Genomic DNA, 14031 nt, shown 5'->3' on the forward strand with positions numbered 1-14031 from the left:
GTCAGGGGTTTTTCATGCGCCGTTTCGCATGTGGACCGCGTGCCATCGGCGGACTATCGATCTCTTCAGTGAATCGTGATCTACACGACGAACCAAATCGCACGGCGGCAGCCCACTGTCGTCGCTCGACGACCGTTCAAGCAGGCTGGCGTGCGGGCGCAGCCTCAGGAAGCGACTGGGATGCTGAACTGGCTTTCCAAGCTGTTCCGGCGACGCCAGGAGGCTCCGCCTCAACGCCGCGCTGCCTCGCCTGTGCGTGTGACGCACGACGAGAGACTGATCTCAGTTAATGACGGCGCTGACGACGTTCAGACCATGCCATGGTCCGAACTCGCCAATGTCACGGTACTGACCAGTGACTCAGGTCCGTTCGAGATCGATCTCTTCTGGGTCCTCACCGATCGCAGCGGGCGTCAGTCCGTCACTATTCCTATGGGCGCGACCGGCGAGCATGCGCTGCTTCTCGCCATGCAGGCGCGCCTTGCGGGATTCGACAACATGGCCGTCGTCGAGGCGATGAGCAGCCCGGGGAATGCCACTTTTCAGATCTGGCCGGCTGCCGAAATCGCTTGATCCTTCAATTCGCTTGGCGCCTCTTGCGTCCTGTCCCGAACTGTTTCACGGGCGGGCTTCACGCCGTCTACGCGGATACTGCGCAAAGCGTAGGACGCCCAGCGCGCCAGCCCGACGCCGACAGAGGCCCAGCGGCGCAGCCACCAAGCCGCGCTTTCGTCGAGTGCCATGGCCTTCATGCGCCACGCGAGCGCCTGAGACTTGCGATCGGAACCGGATTTGACGACGTCGTCGTAGAACTCCGAAATCTTCTCCGCGCCCATTCCTGGCGTCGCGAGCCATTGCGCGACGAACCCGTTGCAAAGACGCTCGGCATCGACAATCGCTTTGCGGGCGCCCGTCCCAGCGGCGGGGCACGCGGTCGCGAAAGCGTCGCCAACCAAGACCACGCCGGGCTGGCGATAGCCGCTTGTCTCGTAGAGATCGATCGGACGCATTTTCACGGGGCCGATCACGCGAAGCGGACCGGTGATGGATTCGAGCCGCGGCAGGGCAGCTTTGAGCGTTTCTTCCGGGGCCGCTCGAAAGGCACGCAACCAAGGATCGCCGAGATCGCGATAGACGAAGAGATTGGCGCGCAATCGCGAGCCGATCGGAAACAGCGTGAGATAGGCGACGCGGAAACGCGGGTGCTCGCCATAGTGCGACAGGGCCCGGAACGGAAAGCTACCGCCCGCCTCGGGCTCCACATCGAAGCCATAGGTGACTGAATGGCAGAGGCTCAGATCCTTGCGGTCCATTCCAAGCGACTGGCGCAGGCTGTTGCTCAAGCCGCTCGCCATGATGACGAGGCGGGCGGCCAAGCTTTCGCCGGACGCCAACGTCACGCGCTGCAGGTCTTCACTGTTTTCGACACCGGTGACCTTGCCACGGATGAAAACCGCTTCTTCGGGAATCTGCGCGCGCACCGTATTGACGAGGCGGCCATAGTCGATCCCGAGCTGGTCGCTCGGCCGCTTCTCGACCAGCCGGCCAAGCCGGGTCACCCAGGCGCTCTTGTCATGCGTTGCGGCCGTGAGGATGGCGTCGCCGATCCCCGCCCGATGAAGGACTTCGATCTGGCCGAAGTCGATTTTCTCGCAGCGGAATTCGTCGGGATAGACTTCATTGGGATCGACGATCGCAACCGAGTGGCCAGCCCGTGCGATCATTGACGCGGACATCGATCCCGCCAAACCCGCGCCGACAATCACCACATCAAACTGGCGCATCACGCCCTCCGCCTGCAGACCCGCGGAGCGACCGAGCGCCCTTGCACAGGCACCCATCCTTCCCCACTCCGTCGAATTACTGACGTATCTTCTGCATTGCGTATGCCGAACTCCCAGAATCCGGCCTTAACGGATGCGCCGGAGAGAGGTTCAATTGGCGGCTGTGGTTAATCAGCGGTAACTGGATCGGCTCGATTTTTAGGAGAAGGACGCGCGCCGGCTCAGAGGCGGGTCGTGAGGTCGGTCAACCAGGCCGGGGAGGCTTCGACGAGCGCGGCTTCCACGCTCTTGTCGAGGCCTGTCAGGATCAGAAAGGCGACAGCAATCAGCAGGAGGCCAAGCACGGCTTTGCCTGTGCTGCCGGTGTCGAGCAGACGACCGCGCCAGCGCAGCATGGCTTCGCGCGACAGCAATCCGAGCAGCAGAAGCGGTATCGCCGCTCCAATCCCGAACACCGCCATCGTCGCAGCAACCTGGCCCAGGTCCTCGCCGCGTGCTGCGAGCACAGAGGCAGCGCCAAGGGTCGGACCGACGCACGGCGCCCAGACCGCGCCGAGCAGCAAGCCGAGCACGAACTGGCCACCGACACCCGCAGTCGAGAACTGGCCGAAGGTCTCTTCGATCGTATTGCTGATAGGGCTCCCCGCCGCGGCCAAGCGAACCTGCAGCGGCTGGACGAGGAGCACGACGCCTACCGAGAGCAACAACACCGCGGCGACGGTCCGGAACAGGGCGGCATCGAGTCCCACCGCGAAGCCGATCGTCGCAACGAAAAGACCCAGCACGGTGAACGAGAGCGCAACGCCGAGCGCGAGGGCAGCCGGCGCCCAGCGATGCTCTGCCGCCGCGGCGCCAAGCACGATCGGCAGCAGCGGCAGGACGCATGGAGAAAGCACCGAGAGTGCACCTGCCAGTGCCGCCAACATGAGGGCGCCGATGGTCATGGCTCGAAGCTCAAAGCGCGGTTCTTAAAAGGGTTGCGATGCTCTCGGCCTTCGTGTCCCCCACCGACCGGCCGGTTTCCTTGTCTCCCTTGAAGACAATGAGGGTCGACTGGCTGCGGGCATTCAATGCCTTGAGGCCTGCGATCCCGGTATCGAAGTCGAGATCGAAGACGACGAAGTCCTTGAAGTCCGGCTCGGCGGTCAGCTTGTCCAGGATTGGCTTCTGTGCCTTGCAGGTCGGACACCAGGGCGCCGTCACGTGAACGAGAATGGATTTTCCGGCTGCCTGCTCGGCAGCGAGTGCGGCCGGATCGTAGACCTTTCGTTCCAGGGCTAGAGAGGGCTGCGCGATCGCCCAAACCAATGCGATCAGTGCTGCCGCTAGAACCGTGCTGCGAATGACCATGACATGCGTCTCCCCAAGCTCCGCCGTATTCCGCCGGCGCGTTTCGCAGTGAGATACGAGCTGGCGGGCCGATCAGTTTCGAAAGGCCCGCTCCAGATTGCGGGCCTTGTCGAGATTCTTTGCCTTGTCGGCGTTTTTCATCGCCCCGATGCGCGCTGAGTTGACGTCGGCACCGTCGAAATCAGCGCCCGAAACGTTGGCCCCCGTGAAGTCGGACCCGCCGAGCTCACTGCCGGCGAGCAAAGCGCCCGTCAGATCGGCGCCATTCAGGGACGAGTATTCGATCAGCGCGCGGCGCAGGTTCGCGCCTTTGAACGACGCATCGTCGAGGTTGGTGCTCTTGAACGTGCCTCGCATCAGGCCCATCGACTGGTTCTTTTCGTTGGCCGAGAGGTCGGCGCCGTCGAGCTTGGCGCCCTTCATGCTGGCTTTGGAAAAGTCGCCCGCGACATGGGCGCCGGACAGGTCAGCGCCGTCGAGATTCGCACCCACGAGTTGCGTGCCAAACATACTGGCGCCTTTCAAATTGGCGCCCGTCCATTTGGAATTCAGCGACCAGGCGGAGTCGAGATTCACGCCTTCGAGGTTCGCGTTCGAGAGGTTCGAGTTCATGAGCCGCGCAGCCTGAAGGCTCACGCGGCGCAAATCCATGCCCGAGAGATCGAGATTGTTGAGGGCCTTGCCGAAGAGATCGAGCTTCTCACCCTCCGGTAGCTTGGCGAGCTGAGCCTCGATGTCGGCCCGGCTCATCTCGGCCTTCGTAAACTGATCGGTCGTGAGATCGACCATGTCGATCATGGACTGGGCTCGCGCGGAGCTTACGGCCATGGCCAGCGCAGCGACGAGTAGAAGGCAAAGACTGCGAGGGTGGCTTCTCATTCGGCGGGTTCCTTCCCATGTATCTATTCAGTTTACGCCTTTCTTCAGCGTTCGGATGCCCGGAAAGAAGTCCAATACAGAATTCCAATGCCCTCCAAGGGCTTGAGCCATCCGCTCTGCGGCAGCTCGGCCCACCCCCTGACGCCGCGCCACGTTTCCGGATAGTGTGCGCCCCAACAGATGCGCCTCGGCATTCGGCGGAGGCCCCAGAAGGACCTATCGATGTTCGACCCCGAAAACCCTCCCGAGTTGCAAGCCGCCGCCTGGCTCAACGCCGACACACCGCCGAAGCTCAAGGATCTCAAGGGCAAGGTGGTCGTACTCGCGGCGTTCCAGCAGCATTGCCCGGGCAGCGTGAAACACGGCCTGCCGCAGGCGCAGCGTCTTGCACGCTCGTTCAGCTCCGACGAAGTCGTGGTCATCGGCCTCAACACGCCGTTCGAGCACGCCGACAAGCAGGACAAGACGGCGCTGGAAGCCTTCGTCGCCGAGCACGAGCTGACATTCCCCGTGGCGCTCGACAAGGCGAACGGCAAGAGCCTGCCGAAGACCATGGAAGCCTACGAGATCCAGGGCACGCCGACGCTTCTGGTTTTCGACCGGCAAGGGCGCCTGCGCCGCCACTACCTCGGCCAGGTGGACGATTTCCGCCTTGGCGCTGAGGTGATGGCGCTGACCATCGAAGCGCGCGACGCACCGCGCGAGCAGTCGATCGCGCTCGAACGCCGGCTTGCGGCGGTGCTCGTCGATCCCAACGAGCATCATCACCACGAGGGCGGATGCTGCGGTGGGCACGGTCATTCGCATGACCATGATCATGGGCATTCGCACGATCATGACCATGGTCACCAGCACGCCGAAGGCAGTGGTTGCTGCGGCGGCCATGCGCAGGACCAGGACCATAAGCACGAGCACGCCAGCGCCGGTAAGGGCGGCTGCGGGTGCGGCCACGATCATTGAGGGCGTTGACCTCTCCCCATTGAAGGCAATGGGGAGAGGGACTGTCAGCTAACGCCGCTCCTTGAAGGATGGGCCTTCGAAGGTGCGGATAGGCCGGCCGCGTTAGAGCGCGTCATGTTGGGCCCAGCGGTCTCGCTCCGCGTCGGCCTTCGCGGCTTCCACTCCATCCGCCAGCATCGCTGAAAGACGCGCGAGGGCGAGCTTCTTGTTCATCGCCTGAGACCGCTCCTCACGCGCCGTCGCGACGAGGTCGGTGGGTTTATGCGTCGCCCGCACCGCGCTTTCCGTCTTGTTGACGTGCTGGCCGCCGGGGCCAGACGCCCGCATCGCCTCGAAAACGACATCAGCGATGCGAAGCGTGTTCGTGCTGGTCTCGGGCGGGGCAAGAACTTCGACTCCGACGAACCAATTCTTGCGCTTGTGACCCGGCCGGATCGGTGATGGGCAGATCCACAGCACGCTACCCCGGCTTCGGACCGCGAACGCGTGCGCGTCTTCGCCTTCGAGCGAGAGCAGCGCGGACAGCGCCGTGGCGCGCTCACGACCCTCGACGATGTCGAGCACCTCGCACGCGAGGCCTGCTTTGCGCGCCTCCTTTTCCAGCACATCCGCCAGCTTCGCGACCGCGAGCTGGCATTCGGCCGGGCCGCGCCCCGACGTGATCTGCACCCAAATACGCTCACTCATCGCGCGCCCTCCGCACTTTGTACGTGAGCACCGGGTGGTAGACCGCGATGGTAGCGATAAGCCGCGCGGCTTCGAGATCGGCGATGACTTGTGCGATGTCCTTGTAGGCTTGCGGGGCCTCGTCGTAGAGCAGCTCGCGATCCTCGCAGATCACGCGGCCGTCCAGCTCCGTGCGTGCCAGATCCTCGACGCGGTACTTGTGCGAGAGACGCGACTTCGCGTAGCCGCGCTGCCAACGCCGACCGGCGCCATGGGCGAGCGACCAGGCCGCCGTCTCGCCTTCGCTTGCAAGCGCGCGGACGAGATAGCTCGGCGTGCCGCGCGAGCCCGGGATCATCAGCGCGCCCTGATCCAACGCTTCGCGCGTCGATGCCGCGCCCTTGCGGTGGAACCAAGCGGGAGCGCCCTCGAAGTCCTCCCGCGTCACCATATTGTGGGCGACATCCGAGACGCAGCGCGCGTCGGCTCCCAGTTCGCTTGCGAACCGATGTGCGATCAACGCCCGGTTGGCGCGGGCGAAGCGCATGGCGTGATCGTGGCGTGCGAGATAGTGCGCCGCCGCCTCGCTGTCCTCCTCGAGCGGATTGGCGCCGTGACGCTCCAGGAGTTCGCGGAAGATGTCCTGGCCGAGCCCGCGACTGCCGGAGTGGATCAGCAGCGTGGCGTTGGCCTTGTCGAGACCGAGACGCGCAAACGCTTCCGCGTCTCGCACCTCGTCCACCACCTGCAGCTCGGCGAAGTGATTGCCGCCGCCGATGGTACCGAGGCCTGCGTCCGAGAGCGACGCGTCGAGACCGAAGCGCGTGCGCCAGGCCGAGAGATCGCCGCCCCAGGGCTGCTCAAGCCCCGAGACACGCTTCTCCAACCGGTCGAGCTTGAGCTTGCGCGCGGAAACGTCCGTTGCCCAGAAGCTCATGCCGCAACCGATGTCGTTGCCGGCGAGCGCCGGATAGAACAGCCCGCGCGAGACGAACGCGGCGCCGACGGCGATGCCCTTGCCCGGATGCAGATCCGGAAAGCCAGCCGCCATCACCATGCCCTTAAGGCCTGCGGTGTGGTTCAGTTGTGCGAGGGCCGCGCCCTCGATCCAGGATTTGTCGGACGTGAAAAGGCGGACGTTGCTTGTTGCCGCTGGTGCGGCGACCGGTTCAGACGGCGCAACGTCCTTCGATGAATTGCCCATGGGGAATGCTCAGGAGAAGAGAGGTATCCATGCCCGCGATGTGGCCACCGCGGACGGCTGCTGTCAGCGTCTCGTTGGTGGTGGGGCGCATGGAAGTCTCCTTCGGCAATTCGTGGTGCGCAGCCGGATAAATGCGAATTGCGACGGAAACAAGCCGTGTTGCGATCATTTTCTCGCGAGGCGCGCTCTTGCATTTTTCGCCATCATGTAACATGTATAGTTACATGAGACAGGACAGCAAACTTTCCGGCGTTCTGCACGTGCTGCTGCACATGCTGGGCATGAAGGCACCGGCCACATCGGAGCAACTCGCCAAGATGATGGGAACGAACCCCGTCGTTGTCCGGCGCGTCATGGCGGGTTTGCGTAAGCAAGGCTTCGTCGCATCGGCCAAAGGCCACGGCGGCGGATGGGCGATCGCGTGCGATCCAAAGGCCGTGACTCTAGCGGACATCTACGAGGCCGTCGGCGAGCCCCCGCTCGTCGCGCTCGGCCACCGCAGCGAAAACCCGGACTGCCTCGTCGAGCAGGCCGTGAATCACGCGCTCGATCACACCTTCCGCGAGGTGGAGGCGCTGTTCCACGCCAAGCTCAGCGCGGTGACGCTGGCCGACCTCTCCAAGGACTTCAATCGCCGCTTCGCCAAACGCGGCACGTCGCACAAGGATCACCCGCATGCGCAATGACGCGATCATCATCGGCGGCAGCTTCGCCGGCCTTTCTGCCGCCATACAGCTTGCGCGCGCAAACCGTTCGGTGTGCGTCGTCGACACCGGCACGCCACGCAACCGTTTCGCTTCGGCTTCGCATGGGTTCTTCGGTCAGGACGGACTGCCGCCCTACGAAATGCTCGCGACCGCCCGCGAGAAGGTAGCCGCCTATCCAAGTGTCCGTTTCGTCGACAGCGCGGCTGTGCAGGCGAACGCGGACGAAGGCGGATTCGCCGTGACGCTGGCCGACGGGCGCCGCCTGCTCGGGCGCAAGCTCGCACTGGCGTTTGGACTCAAAGACACCTTGCCCGACATTCCGGGCGTCACCGAACGTTGGGGCCAGACCGTGCTTCACTGCCCCTACTGCCACGGTTTCGAATTTCTCGGCCGGCCGCTCGGCGTGCTGAGCGTGCTTCCGCTCTCGGTCCACCAAGCCCAGCTCATCCCCGAATGGGGGCCGACGACCTTCTTCCTCAACGGCGGGGCGATTCCGGATGAGCCGACACGCGCCCTGCTTGCGGCACGTCATGTCACGATCGAAACGGCTCCCATCATCGGATTGGAGGGCGACGCGCCAAAGCTGGACGGCGTGCGGCTCGCGGATGGGCGGCTGGTCGAGATCGCAGCGCTCTATCTCGCGCCGCGCACCAGCTTCCAGAGCGACATCGCCAGCCAGTTGGGGTGCGCGCTCGAAAACGGCCCTGTGGGTCCTGTCATCAAAACCGACGCCATGAAGCTGACCAGCGTTCCCGGAGTTTATGCGGCCGGCGACATCACGCGGCCGATGCACAATGCGACGTTCGCCTCCGCCGATGGCGTGATGGCGGGTACGGCGATCCATCGTGAGCTTGTGTTCCAGCCCTTGGCGGCTTGAGGTCAGCGTTCAAGTTGTGCATCCCGCCGTTCCCCGCCTTCAGGACGCCACCCGAATCGGCGGAAAGTCCGGTCAAGTTTTTTTGGCGGACAGGAGCCGGCGATGACCGAGCGCGCGACGGGACGGGGCAAGCACACGGACGACGAGGGTGAGACCTCGGGGGCCGTGCGCGAAGGCGCATCCCCGGGCAAAGCGAAAAAGAAAGTGAAACCCTCGTCGGGCTTCGACAAGAAGACCATCGCGCTCGTCTACGATTTCGACGGCACGCTCTCGCCGCGCCCGATGCAGGAGTATTCGTTCCTGCCGCAGCTCGGCATCGATCCCAAGGAATTCTGGGCCGAGTGCGGACGCATCGCGCGCGCGCAGGGCGCCGATCCGCTCATCACCTACATGCACCTGATGTACAAGAAGGCGAAGGAGAAGGGCCTGCGCATCGACCGCGCCGATCTCGTCAAGCAGGGCGCGGACGTGGAGCTGTTCCCCGGCGTCGCGGAGTGGTTCGATGCCATTGCCGAGTACATCAAGATTCGCGCCGAGAGCCACGGCGTGCAGCTTCGGCATTACCTTGTGTCGTCGGGCCTGACCGAGATCATCGAGGGCACATCGATCCGCAAGCACTTTCACAACGTGTTCGCGTCGGAATACTGGTTCGACCCTTACGAGCTGCCCTATCCGAAGCGCGTCATCACCGACACGGGCAAGACGCAGTACCTTTTCCGCATCAATAAGGGCATTGAGGATCTCGGTGAGAGCATCAACGCGCACATGGCCGAGGACCTGCGGCCGATCCCGTTCCGCAACATGATCTACTTCGGCGACGGCGAGACCGACGTGCCGTCGATGGCGCTGATGCGCAAGAGCGGCGGGCACGCCATCGCCGTGCATCCGGAAGAAAAGGGCAAGGGCTTCGAGACGTGCGTGGAGCTGTTCCGCGCGGGCCGCGTCGACTTCTACGCCGCCGCCGACTACCGGCGCGGCTCAGACCTGTTCAAGCGGACGTGTTTGCTGCTCGACCGCATCCTCGCGGACATCCGCGTGCAGGAGGAGGTGTGGGAAGTGGGAAAAGGTGTGGGGTGATGCGCGCACAAGATTTCGCGACAGAAATTGTTGTTCCCACAGTCAGAGACTATCGCGACAATAGGCGGTCAAGGCGCCACGCATACCTCGCCTGCATCGTCACTTACCACCTGAAGGATTATCTTGTTGCGGAAGGTGCCGAGGTCGAAAAGACTATGAAATCGTTCGGCTCAAGCCGATCCTTCGAAGCACTGAGAGCGGTTTGCATAGCGTCTAAGCACACTCGTCAAGATCCGAGCGACAAGTATCCCAACAATATATCGTTCGCTGCCGGAGAAGACTATGACCGGCCTCCGGCACTCGCTGGCCAAGCGGTGTGCGGGCTCTCTCGTTCAGGTGATGCCCATGGTGGCAGAGAAATTGCGAGACACCTCGGCGGCTTAGACATCTACTCTTCCATAAAAACCGTCTTGAAGAACTACCAATTCTACTTTGGGGACCTGCTCGCGGACGCCGATTTCGAGAGCTGCTAGCCGTCGTCGTAGCCGCGCCAACTGTCATCCTCGGCTTTATGCCGAGGATCCAACTCAGACTGACGGAAACGACTGGTCAGAGCGAGATCGGCGCCGCTTTTCCCCAAACGACGGGTGGATCCTAGGCACAAGGCCTAGGATGACGGTGAGAGTGTGGGTGGCCCTGCACACGCGACGGATCGTCGGCCTCCGACGCGTTCCATCATGCGGGCACACTGGGCGGGAGCGCGTGAATACTTGAAACAGTATTTCGTGTACATGCTCGCGAGCAAGCCGCGAGGAACGCTTTACATCGGAGTGACAAACGATATCGTCCGTCGCATCATTCAGCACCGTGACGGAGTCGCTGACGGCTTCACGAAGAGATACGGCGTGAAGCTGCTCGTCTACTATGAAGTGTTAGACGAGATAGTTCTTGCGATCCAACGCGAGAAATCACTCAAGCGCTGGCCTCGCGAATGGAAGCTAAATCTGGTCGAGCGACTTAACCCTCACTGGGAAGATTTGATGCCGGCCCTGACTGGCAAGCGTGACTTCGGATGACGCCCGGGGAGGAGACATTGATCCTAGGCACTAGGCCTAGGATGACAGTGGGGGCAGCTCTTCGGCCGCAGCGGTAAGCGTCTCTTAAAACAGCTTGTTCAGGCTGCGCTGCAGACTCTTGAAGCCTTTTGACACTTCGCGCGAGAGCGAGGGCTGCTTTTTGTATTTTCGGCCTGAGCGGCGCGGCTCGGAGTTGGTGGCCCTTTGAGGCGCGGGCACCAGAGCCGGACCAGCGGCGGTGTCGTCCACGCTTGCAGCGGCGGGCTCGACGGAGGCCGTTTCGACGGACGGGGCCGTGTCCGGTGCGCGGCGATCCTGAGACGCGCTGCCGAGATCGCCTGAGCCCATGCTCGTTTGCGCGGATGACGCCGGGATATGCGCTTCGCGCGCCTCGGCCGGACGCGGCGGCTCGACGGCAGCTACTTCGGGTTTGCTGCGCGGTAACGGCGCGCCACGCGGGACGCAGCCCTTGCCGCCGTCCGCACCCGCATTGCATTCCGCCGTGCACGAGATCTTGTTGTGCGTCTCGAGCAGCGCGAGCAGAACCGGGTCTGCGCGATCGACCGGCAGCTGCGCATTCACGCGCGCCGTGAACTCGCCCATGGCTGCGCGCGTCGATGCGGTCCAGACGCCATTGACCGGGCCCGAGTAGCACCCGGCGCGTTTCAATTCCGTCTGCACTGCACGCGTCACGGATGCCGCGTCTTCGAAACGCGGCACATCAAATCCGTCCGGGCGGGATGGTCTTACGGCGGGCGTGGGCGCAGGGGCGGTCAACGTGACGGGTGTGAAGACAGGGGCGCTGACGGCAACGGCTTCGGCTTCGGCGGGTGTGTCGCCTGCTCCCAACAGAGCGCCACCGACAACGATCACAGCAGCGAGCGCTGCGCCGCCGGTTGCGAACAGCGTCGCGAGGCTGAAGGAGCCGTTCGGCATCAGGATGTGCCGGATAGCCTCGAGAACGAACCGCATTTTACGCCACCCCCAAACACTCCGCTCGGCCTGACACTCAGGCGTCGCGCATTCGTCCGCTTCATCCCCCGTTCGTTCCGCACACGCGAGAGCATAGCACAGGCAAACGACAACAAAGCACTAAGCGGCAGGGCTTTTCCCCGCCGCTTCCGCATCACAACCCGCTCGATGGGCGCCGGTTGCGTTATGCTCAAAACTGCATGCTAGTGTGATGATCGAGAAATTCGCCCTATTTGGCCGCGAGCTCCCGAGCGAATTTCTCGATCTGAATCACACTAGCAAATCATGTTCTTTCTAGTGTCCCTTTGATTCCGAAGTTCGCTCGGTGCCTCACAGCGAACTCTGGCGAACTTCGGAATCGGGACACTAGTCAGCGTGCGCTGCCATCAGGTTTGAGGAAACGCGCAGCCACCCAGCCCTGCTTGCCGTGATACTCGACACGGCACCATTCGAGCTTGGCGTTGGCCCGTTCGGCGGGCGTCATGTCGGCCCAGCGGTCGAAGCTCGGCTCCGGTGTCATGCAGCCGAGTCCCTTGATGCCCCGCGCCTTCGGCGGAATGTCGGCGAGGATCTTGCTGTCGCCGTGAGGAACGTCGCGCATGTGAAGTTTGTCGTCGGCCTCGACGCCAACGACGCGGTAGACCTGGGGCGGATCATCAGCCGCCTGTACCGCTGTTATGCTCATGTGAAGCGCAGCCGCGCCCGTAGAGAATTTGACGATTGCGAAAAAGCTGCCGGCCGCACGGCCGATGGATCGTACCCCCATGGCTTTCCCCCATCTGAGATGATCGTGCGCCCGGCCGAAGACCTGTCCCCACAGCCCAGCCGGTTCACGATGATGGTTGTTCACTTCCCGCTGGCCCGAGGGGTGCCCAAAGAATGTGCCATCGCTGTGGCGGCGCGGGCGTCAACCAACTTACGTTTTCGGGTGGGATCTTGCGGGCCCCTTGCGCGTTCTTATTTCAAGTCAGCACAGCTGTTTGCTCTGGGAGATCGTCATGGCCTTCGAGGACGTGAAAGCGGAGATCGGGCTTCTTCTCACGCGGATGCAGAACGAGCCGGAGGATCGTCACGAACTCTATCTGCAGCTCTCTGAGAAGCTCAACGAGCTGAAGGCCTACGGAATGCCGATCCCCCAGGATCTGCAGGATCTCGAAGACGCCCTGGCCGAAGAGTTTACCGAAGAGGCCGGCGACCCGGCCTGAGTTCGGCGCGTTTTCCATGGCCTGCTTCGCGCCCTTGAACGGGGCCCGCGGATCGTTTTAGAGCTGCTTTTCTTGCATCTCAGGCTCAGGGCCTTCCCTCATGGCTGACGACATCGACCACGATTCCGCTCGCCCGACGGCGCTCCTGCGTCTCGCGACCCTCGTCATCGGCAGCATCGAGATCATCGTTTTCATCCTGTTCGCGCACCTGATGCTGCAGTCCGCCGATCCGCTTGCCGAGTCGATCGGCGAGGCGGTGACGCTGCTGATGGCCGCACCGCTCCTTGGACTGACACTTCCAGGGTTGTTGCTCGCGTGGCTGGATCGTGCTCCGCGTACGTCGTTAGGGCTTGTGCTGCTGGCAATCCCGGTCGCGGCGCTGGCATGGCTGAGGGCGTGACGCCTGACGCCAAGTTACTGATGTAAAACATATTCTTCTACCGAACCCTCCATAAGAGAAGCTTTGCACTCGGATAAGATTCCCTGATCTTCAGATCACGACATTGCGATTTGATGTTATCAGGGGCTCCCCCTATATACCGAGCAGCACTAGACGGGCTGGCGGCCCGCTGGTCATTGGATACTCAAGGAGGAACCACCATGAAGACCTGGATGAAGCCCTCGGTTCGCGAGCAGGAAGTCGGCCTCGAGGTTACCTCGTACATGCCGGCTGAGATCGACCTCATCTAAGTCGATCGGCTTTCAGTCGAATTCGACGGCGGTTGCGAAAGCAGCCGCCGTTTTCTTTTGCGCGCAGCGATGAATGTCCCCTTCACGCAATTTGCGTCTGGATTCACATTTGGGTGATCTTTCGCCCGACAAAGGTTTCTCGATACGCGGTTGAGCGGTTTTCGCACCGATAATCAGCAGCTCTTCTTAGGGCCTGCGGCGAACGCTTTCCCCAAGGCCATCGCCCCATCCTGCGCATATCCCCTTTCGCACGCACCCCAGGAAATAGCCCGGTTTTATTGACTCAATCGCGCGTCTCCCGTGGCACCAGCGCGATCCAAATCGGTAATTTTCTCGCTTTTTCGATGTCATCATCAAAGCGTCCAATACGCATTTTGCTTGCTCAATTGGTACACAGTAGCATCAGGTGCTCTGATAGATCGCAATCAAAAATCCGATTGGTCGTCCGGCGCGCGAATACCTATTTTTATTGGGTGCAGACATTCGTCGTCTCGCACCTTTTAAAGGAGGAACTACCCATGAAAGCTTGGATGAAGCCGTCGGTTCGTGAGCAGGAAGTTGGCCTCGAGGTCACTTCGTACATGCCGGCAGAAATCGATCTCGTCTAAGATCGATCGACTTTTCGGTCTTTAGCGCGGCGGGCG

Annotated in this window: 19 protein-coding genes; 10 read left to right on the forward strand and 9 right to left on the reverse strand. The window is 62.6% G+C overall.

All coding sequences use genetic code 11. The features are described from left to right. The first annotated feature begins 180 nt into the window (after positions 1–180). The gene (locus VHO05_RS19280) at positions 181–573 is read left to right on the forward strand and encodes a hypothetical protein (RefSeq protein WP_329648260.1); all 393 of its coding nucleotides are present in this window, start codon (positions 181–183) and stop codon (positions 571–573) included. Here the strand turns inward: VHO05_RS19280 and VHO05_RS19285 are convergent. The 4 genes from VHO05_RS19285 to VHO05_RS19300 all read right to left on the reverse strand — a co-directional run bounded on the left by VHO05_RS19285 (position 543) and on the right by VHO05_RS19300 (position 4013). Beyond that, on the reverse strand, positions 543–1784 hold the full coding sequence (locus VHO05_RS19285; RefSeq protein WP_329648261.1) for an NAD(P)/FAD-dependent oxidoreductase: 1242 nt from the start codon (positions 1782–1784) through the stop codon (positions 543–545). The genes VHO05_RS19280 and VHO05_RS19285 overlap by 31 nt on opposite strands. 221 nt (positions 1785–2005) lie before the next feature. Continuing rightward, positions 2006–2728 (reverse strand): cytochrome c biogenesis CcdA family protein, encoded by a 723-nt coding sequence (locus VHO05_RS19290; protein WP_329648262.1) that lies wholly within the window; start codon positions 2726–2728, stop codon positions 2006–2008. 10 nt (positions 2729–2738) lie between these two features. Then, positions 2739–3134 (reverse strand): thioredoxin family protein, encoded by a 396-nt coding sequence (locus VHO05_RS19295; protein WP_329648263.1) that lies wholly within the window; start codon positions 3132–3134, stop codon positions 2739–2741. Positions 3135–3206: 72 nt separating this feature from the next. Beyond that, complete coding sequence (locus VHO05_RS19300; RefSeq protein WP_329648264.1) at positions 3207–4013, reverse strand: pentapeptide repeat-containing protein; 807 nt, start codon at positions 4011–4013, stop codon at positions 3207–3209. Positions 4014–4235: 222 nt separating this feature from the next. On the opposite strand from VHO05_RS19300, the gene VHO05_RS19305 reads away from it, so the two are divergent. Further along, a complete protein-coding gene (locus VHO05_RS19305) occupies positions 4236–4973 on the forward strand; it encodes a peroxiredoxin family protein (RefSeq protein ID WP_329648265.1) in 738 nt (245 codons plus the stop codon). A 102-nt stretch (positions 4974–5075) separates the two neighbouring features. Here the strand turns inward: VHO05_RS19305 and prfH are convergent, their stop codons facing one another. The 3 genes from prfH to VHO05_RS19320 are packed head-to-tail and all read right to left on the reverse strand — an operon-like array spanning position 5076 to position 6934. Beyond that, positions 5076–5660 carry a peptide chain release factor H gene (gene prfH, locus VHO05_RS19310; RefSeq protein WP_329648266.1) on the reverse strand — a complete coding sequence of 195 codons (585 nt, stop codon included), beginning with the start codon at positions 5658–5660 and terminating at the stop codon, positions 5076–5078. After that, positions 5653–6843: an RNA ligase RtcB family protein gene (locus tag VHO05_RS19315; RefSeq protein WP_329648267.1), complete on the reverse strand. Its 1191-nt coding sequence runs from the start codon at positions 6841–6843 to the stop codon at positions 5653–5655. Before VHO05_RS19315 ends, prfH begins: the two co-directional genes overlap by 8 nt. Next, entirely contained in the window at positions 6809–6934 is a 126-nt protein-coding gene (locus tag VHO05_RS19320) for a hypothetical protein (protein WP_329648268.1), read from the reverse strand. Before VHO05_RS19320 ends, VHO05_RS19315 begins: the two co-directional genes overlap by 35 nt. A gap of 133 nt (positions 6935–7067) precedes the next feature. Between VHO05_RS19320 and VHO05_RS19325 the strand changes: the two genes are divergently transcribed. From VHO05_RS19325 to VHO05_RS19340, 4 genes are all read left to right on the forward strand, one after another. Next, the gene (locus VHO05_RS19325; RefSeq protein ID WP_329648269.1) at positions 7068–7529 is read left to right on the forward strand and encodes an Rrf2 family transcriptional regulator; all 462 of its coding nucleotides are present in this window, start codon (positions 7068–7070) and stop codon (positions 7527–7529) included. After that, entirely contained in the window at positions 7519–8427 is a 909-nt protein-coding gene (locus tag VHO05_RS19330) for an NAD(P)/FAD-dependent oxidoreductase (RefSeq protein WP_329648270.1), read from the forward strand. Before VHO05_RS19325 ends, VHO05_RS19330 begins: the two co-directional genes overlap by 11 nt. 102 nt (positions 8428–8529) lie before the next feature. Further along, entirely contained in the window at positions 8530–9504 is a 975-nt protein-coding gene (locus VHO05_RS19335) for an HAD family hydrolase (protein WP_329648271.1), read from the forward strand. Positions 9505–10214: 710 nt separating this feature from the next. Continuing rightward, on the forward strand, positions 10215–10520 hold the full coding sequence (locus VHO05_RS19340; RefSeq protein WP_329648272.1) for a GIY-YIG nuclease family protein: 306 nt from the start codon (positions 10215–10217) through the stop codon (positions 10518–10520). Positions 10521–10604: 84 nt separating this feature from the next. On the opposite strand, the gene VHO05_RS19345 is transcribed toward VHO05_RS19340, so the two are convergent. Then, a complete protein-coding gene (locus tag VHO05_RS19345) occupies positions 10605–11492 on the reverse strand; it encodes a hypothetical protein (RefSeq protein WP_329648273.1) in 888 nt (295 codons plus the stop codon). A gap of 370 nt (positions 11493–11862) precedes the next feature. Then, on the reverse strand, positions 11863–12258 hold the full coding sequence (locus VHO05_RS19350; RefSeq protein WP_329648274.1) for an SH3 domain-containing protein: 396 nt from the start codon (positions 12256–12258) through the stop codon (positions 11863–11865). A gap of 232 nt (positions 12259–12490) precedes the next feature. Between VHO05_RS19350 and VHO05_RS19355 the strand changes: the two genes are divergently transcribed. From VHO05_RS19355 to pqqA (VHO05_RS19370), 4 genes are all read left to right on the forward strand, one after another. After that, a complete protein-coding gene (locus tag VHO05_RS19355; RefSeq protein WP_329648275.1) occupies positions 12491–12697 on the forward strand; it encodes a hypothetical protein in 207 nt (68 codons plus the stop codon). Positions 12698–12797: 100 nt separating this feature from the next. Then, positions 12798–13097: a hypothetical protein gene (locus VHO05_RS19360; protein WP_329648276.1), complete on the forward strand. Its 300-nt coding sequence runs from the start codon at positions 12798–12800 to the stop codon at positions 13095–13097. A 200-nt stretch (positions 13098–13297) separates the two neighbouring features. Beyond that, positions 13298–13387: a pyrroloquinoline quinone precursor peptide PqqA gene (pqqA, locus tag VHO05_RS19365; protein WP_329648277.1), complete on the forward strand. Its 90-nt coding sequence runs from the start codon at positions 13298–13300 to the stop codon at positions 13385–13387. A 518-nt stretch (positions 13388–13905) separates the two neighbouring features. Then, positions 13906–13995 (forward strand): pyrroloquinoline quinone precursor peptide PqqA, encoded by a 90-nt coding sequence (pqqA, locus tag VHO05_RS19370; protein ID WP_329648278.1) that lies wholly within the window; start codon positions 13906–13908, stop codon positions 13993–13995. The last annotated feature ends 36 nt before the right edge of the window (positions 13996–14031 follow it).

This window comes from Hyphomicrobium sp., assembly GCF_036262015.1.
GTDB lineage: Bacteria > Pseudomonadota > Alphaproteobacteria > Rhizobiales > Hyphomicrobiaceae > Hyphomicrobium_C.

Coding starts and splice junctions, on each gene's coding strand:
- VHO05_RS19320 (WP_329648268.1), bottom strand. CDS start 6,934: ATGCGCCCCACCACCAACGAGACGCTGACAGCAGCCGTCCGCGGTGGC.
- VHO05_RS19355 (WP_329648275.1), top strand. CDS start 12,491: ATGGCCTTCGAGGACGTGAAAGCGGAGATCGGGCTTCTTCTCACGCGG.
- VHO05_RS19315 (WP_329648267.1), bottom strand. CDS start 6,843: ATGGGCAATTCATCGAAGGACGTTGCGCCGTCTGAACCGGTCGCCGCA.
- VHO05_RS19350 (WP_329648274.1), bottom strand. CDS start 12,258: ATGGGGGTACGATCCATCGGCCGTGCGGCCGGCAGCTTTTTCGCAATC.
- VHO05_RS19325 (WP_329648269.1), top strand. CDS start 7,068: ATGAGACAGGACAGCAAACTTTCCGGCGTTCTGCACGTGCTGCTGCAC.
- prfH (WP_329648266.1), bottom strand. CDS start 5,660: ATGAGTGAGCGTATTTGGGTGCAGATCACGTCGGGGCGCGGCCCGGCC.
- VHO05_RS19300 (WP_329648264.1), bottom strand. CDS start 4,013: ATGAGAAGCCACCCTCGCAGTCTTTGCCTTCTACTCGTCGCTGCGCTG.
- VHO05_RS19295 (WP_329648263.1), bottom strand. CDS start 3,134: ATGGTCATTCGCAGCACGGTTCTAGCGGCAGCACTGATCGCATTGGTT.
- VHO05_RS19305 (WP_329648265.1), top strand. CDS start 4,236: ATGTTCGACCCCGAAAACCCTCCCGAGTTGCAAGCCGCCGCCTGGCTC.
- VHO05_RS19280 (WP_329648260.1), top strand. CDS start 181: ATGCTGAACTGGCTTTCCAAGCTGTTCCGGCGACGCCAGGAGGCTCCG.
- VHO05_RS19330 (WP_329648270.1), top strand. CDS start 7,519: ATGCGCAATGACGCGATCATCATCGGCGGCAGCTTCGCCGGCCTTTCT.
- pqqA (WP_329648277.1), top strand. CDS start 13,298: ATGAAGACCTGGATGAAGCCCTCGGTTCGCGAGCAGGAAGTCGGCCTC.
- VHO05_RS19335 (WP_329648271.1), top strand. CDS start 8,530: ATGACCGAGCGCGCGACGGGACGGGGCAAGCACACGGACGACGAGGGT.
- VHO05_RS19290 (WP_329648262.1), bottom strand. CDS start 2,728: ATGACCATCGGCGCCCTCATGTTGGCGGCACTGGCAGGTGCACTCTCG.
- VHO05_RS19345 (WP_329648273.1), bottom strand. CDS start 11,492: ATGCGGTTCGTTCTCGAGGCTATCCGGCACATCCTGATGCCGAACGGC.
- VHO05_RS19360 (WP_329648276.1), top strand. CDS start 12,798: ATGGCTGACGACATCGACCACGATTCCGCTCGCCCGACGGCGCTCCTG.
- pqqA (WP_329648278.1), top strand. CDS start 13,906: ATGAAAGCTTGGATGAAGCCGTCGGTTCGTGAGCAGGAAGTTGGCCTC.
- VHO05_RS19285 (WP_329648261.1), bottom strand. CDS start 1,784: ATGCGCCAGTTTGATGTGGTGATTGTCGGCGCGGGTTTGGCGGGATCG.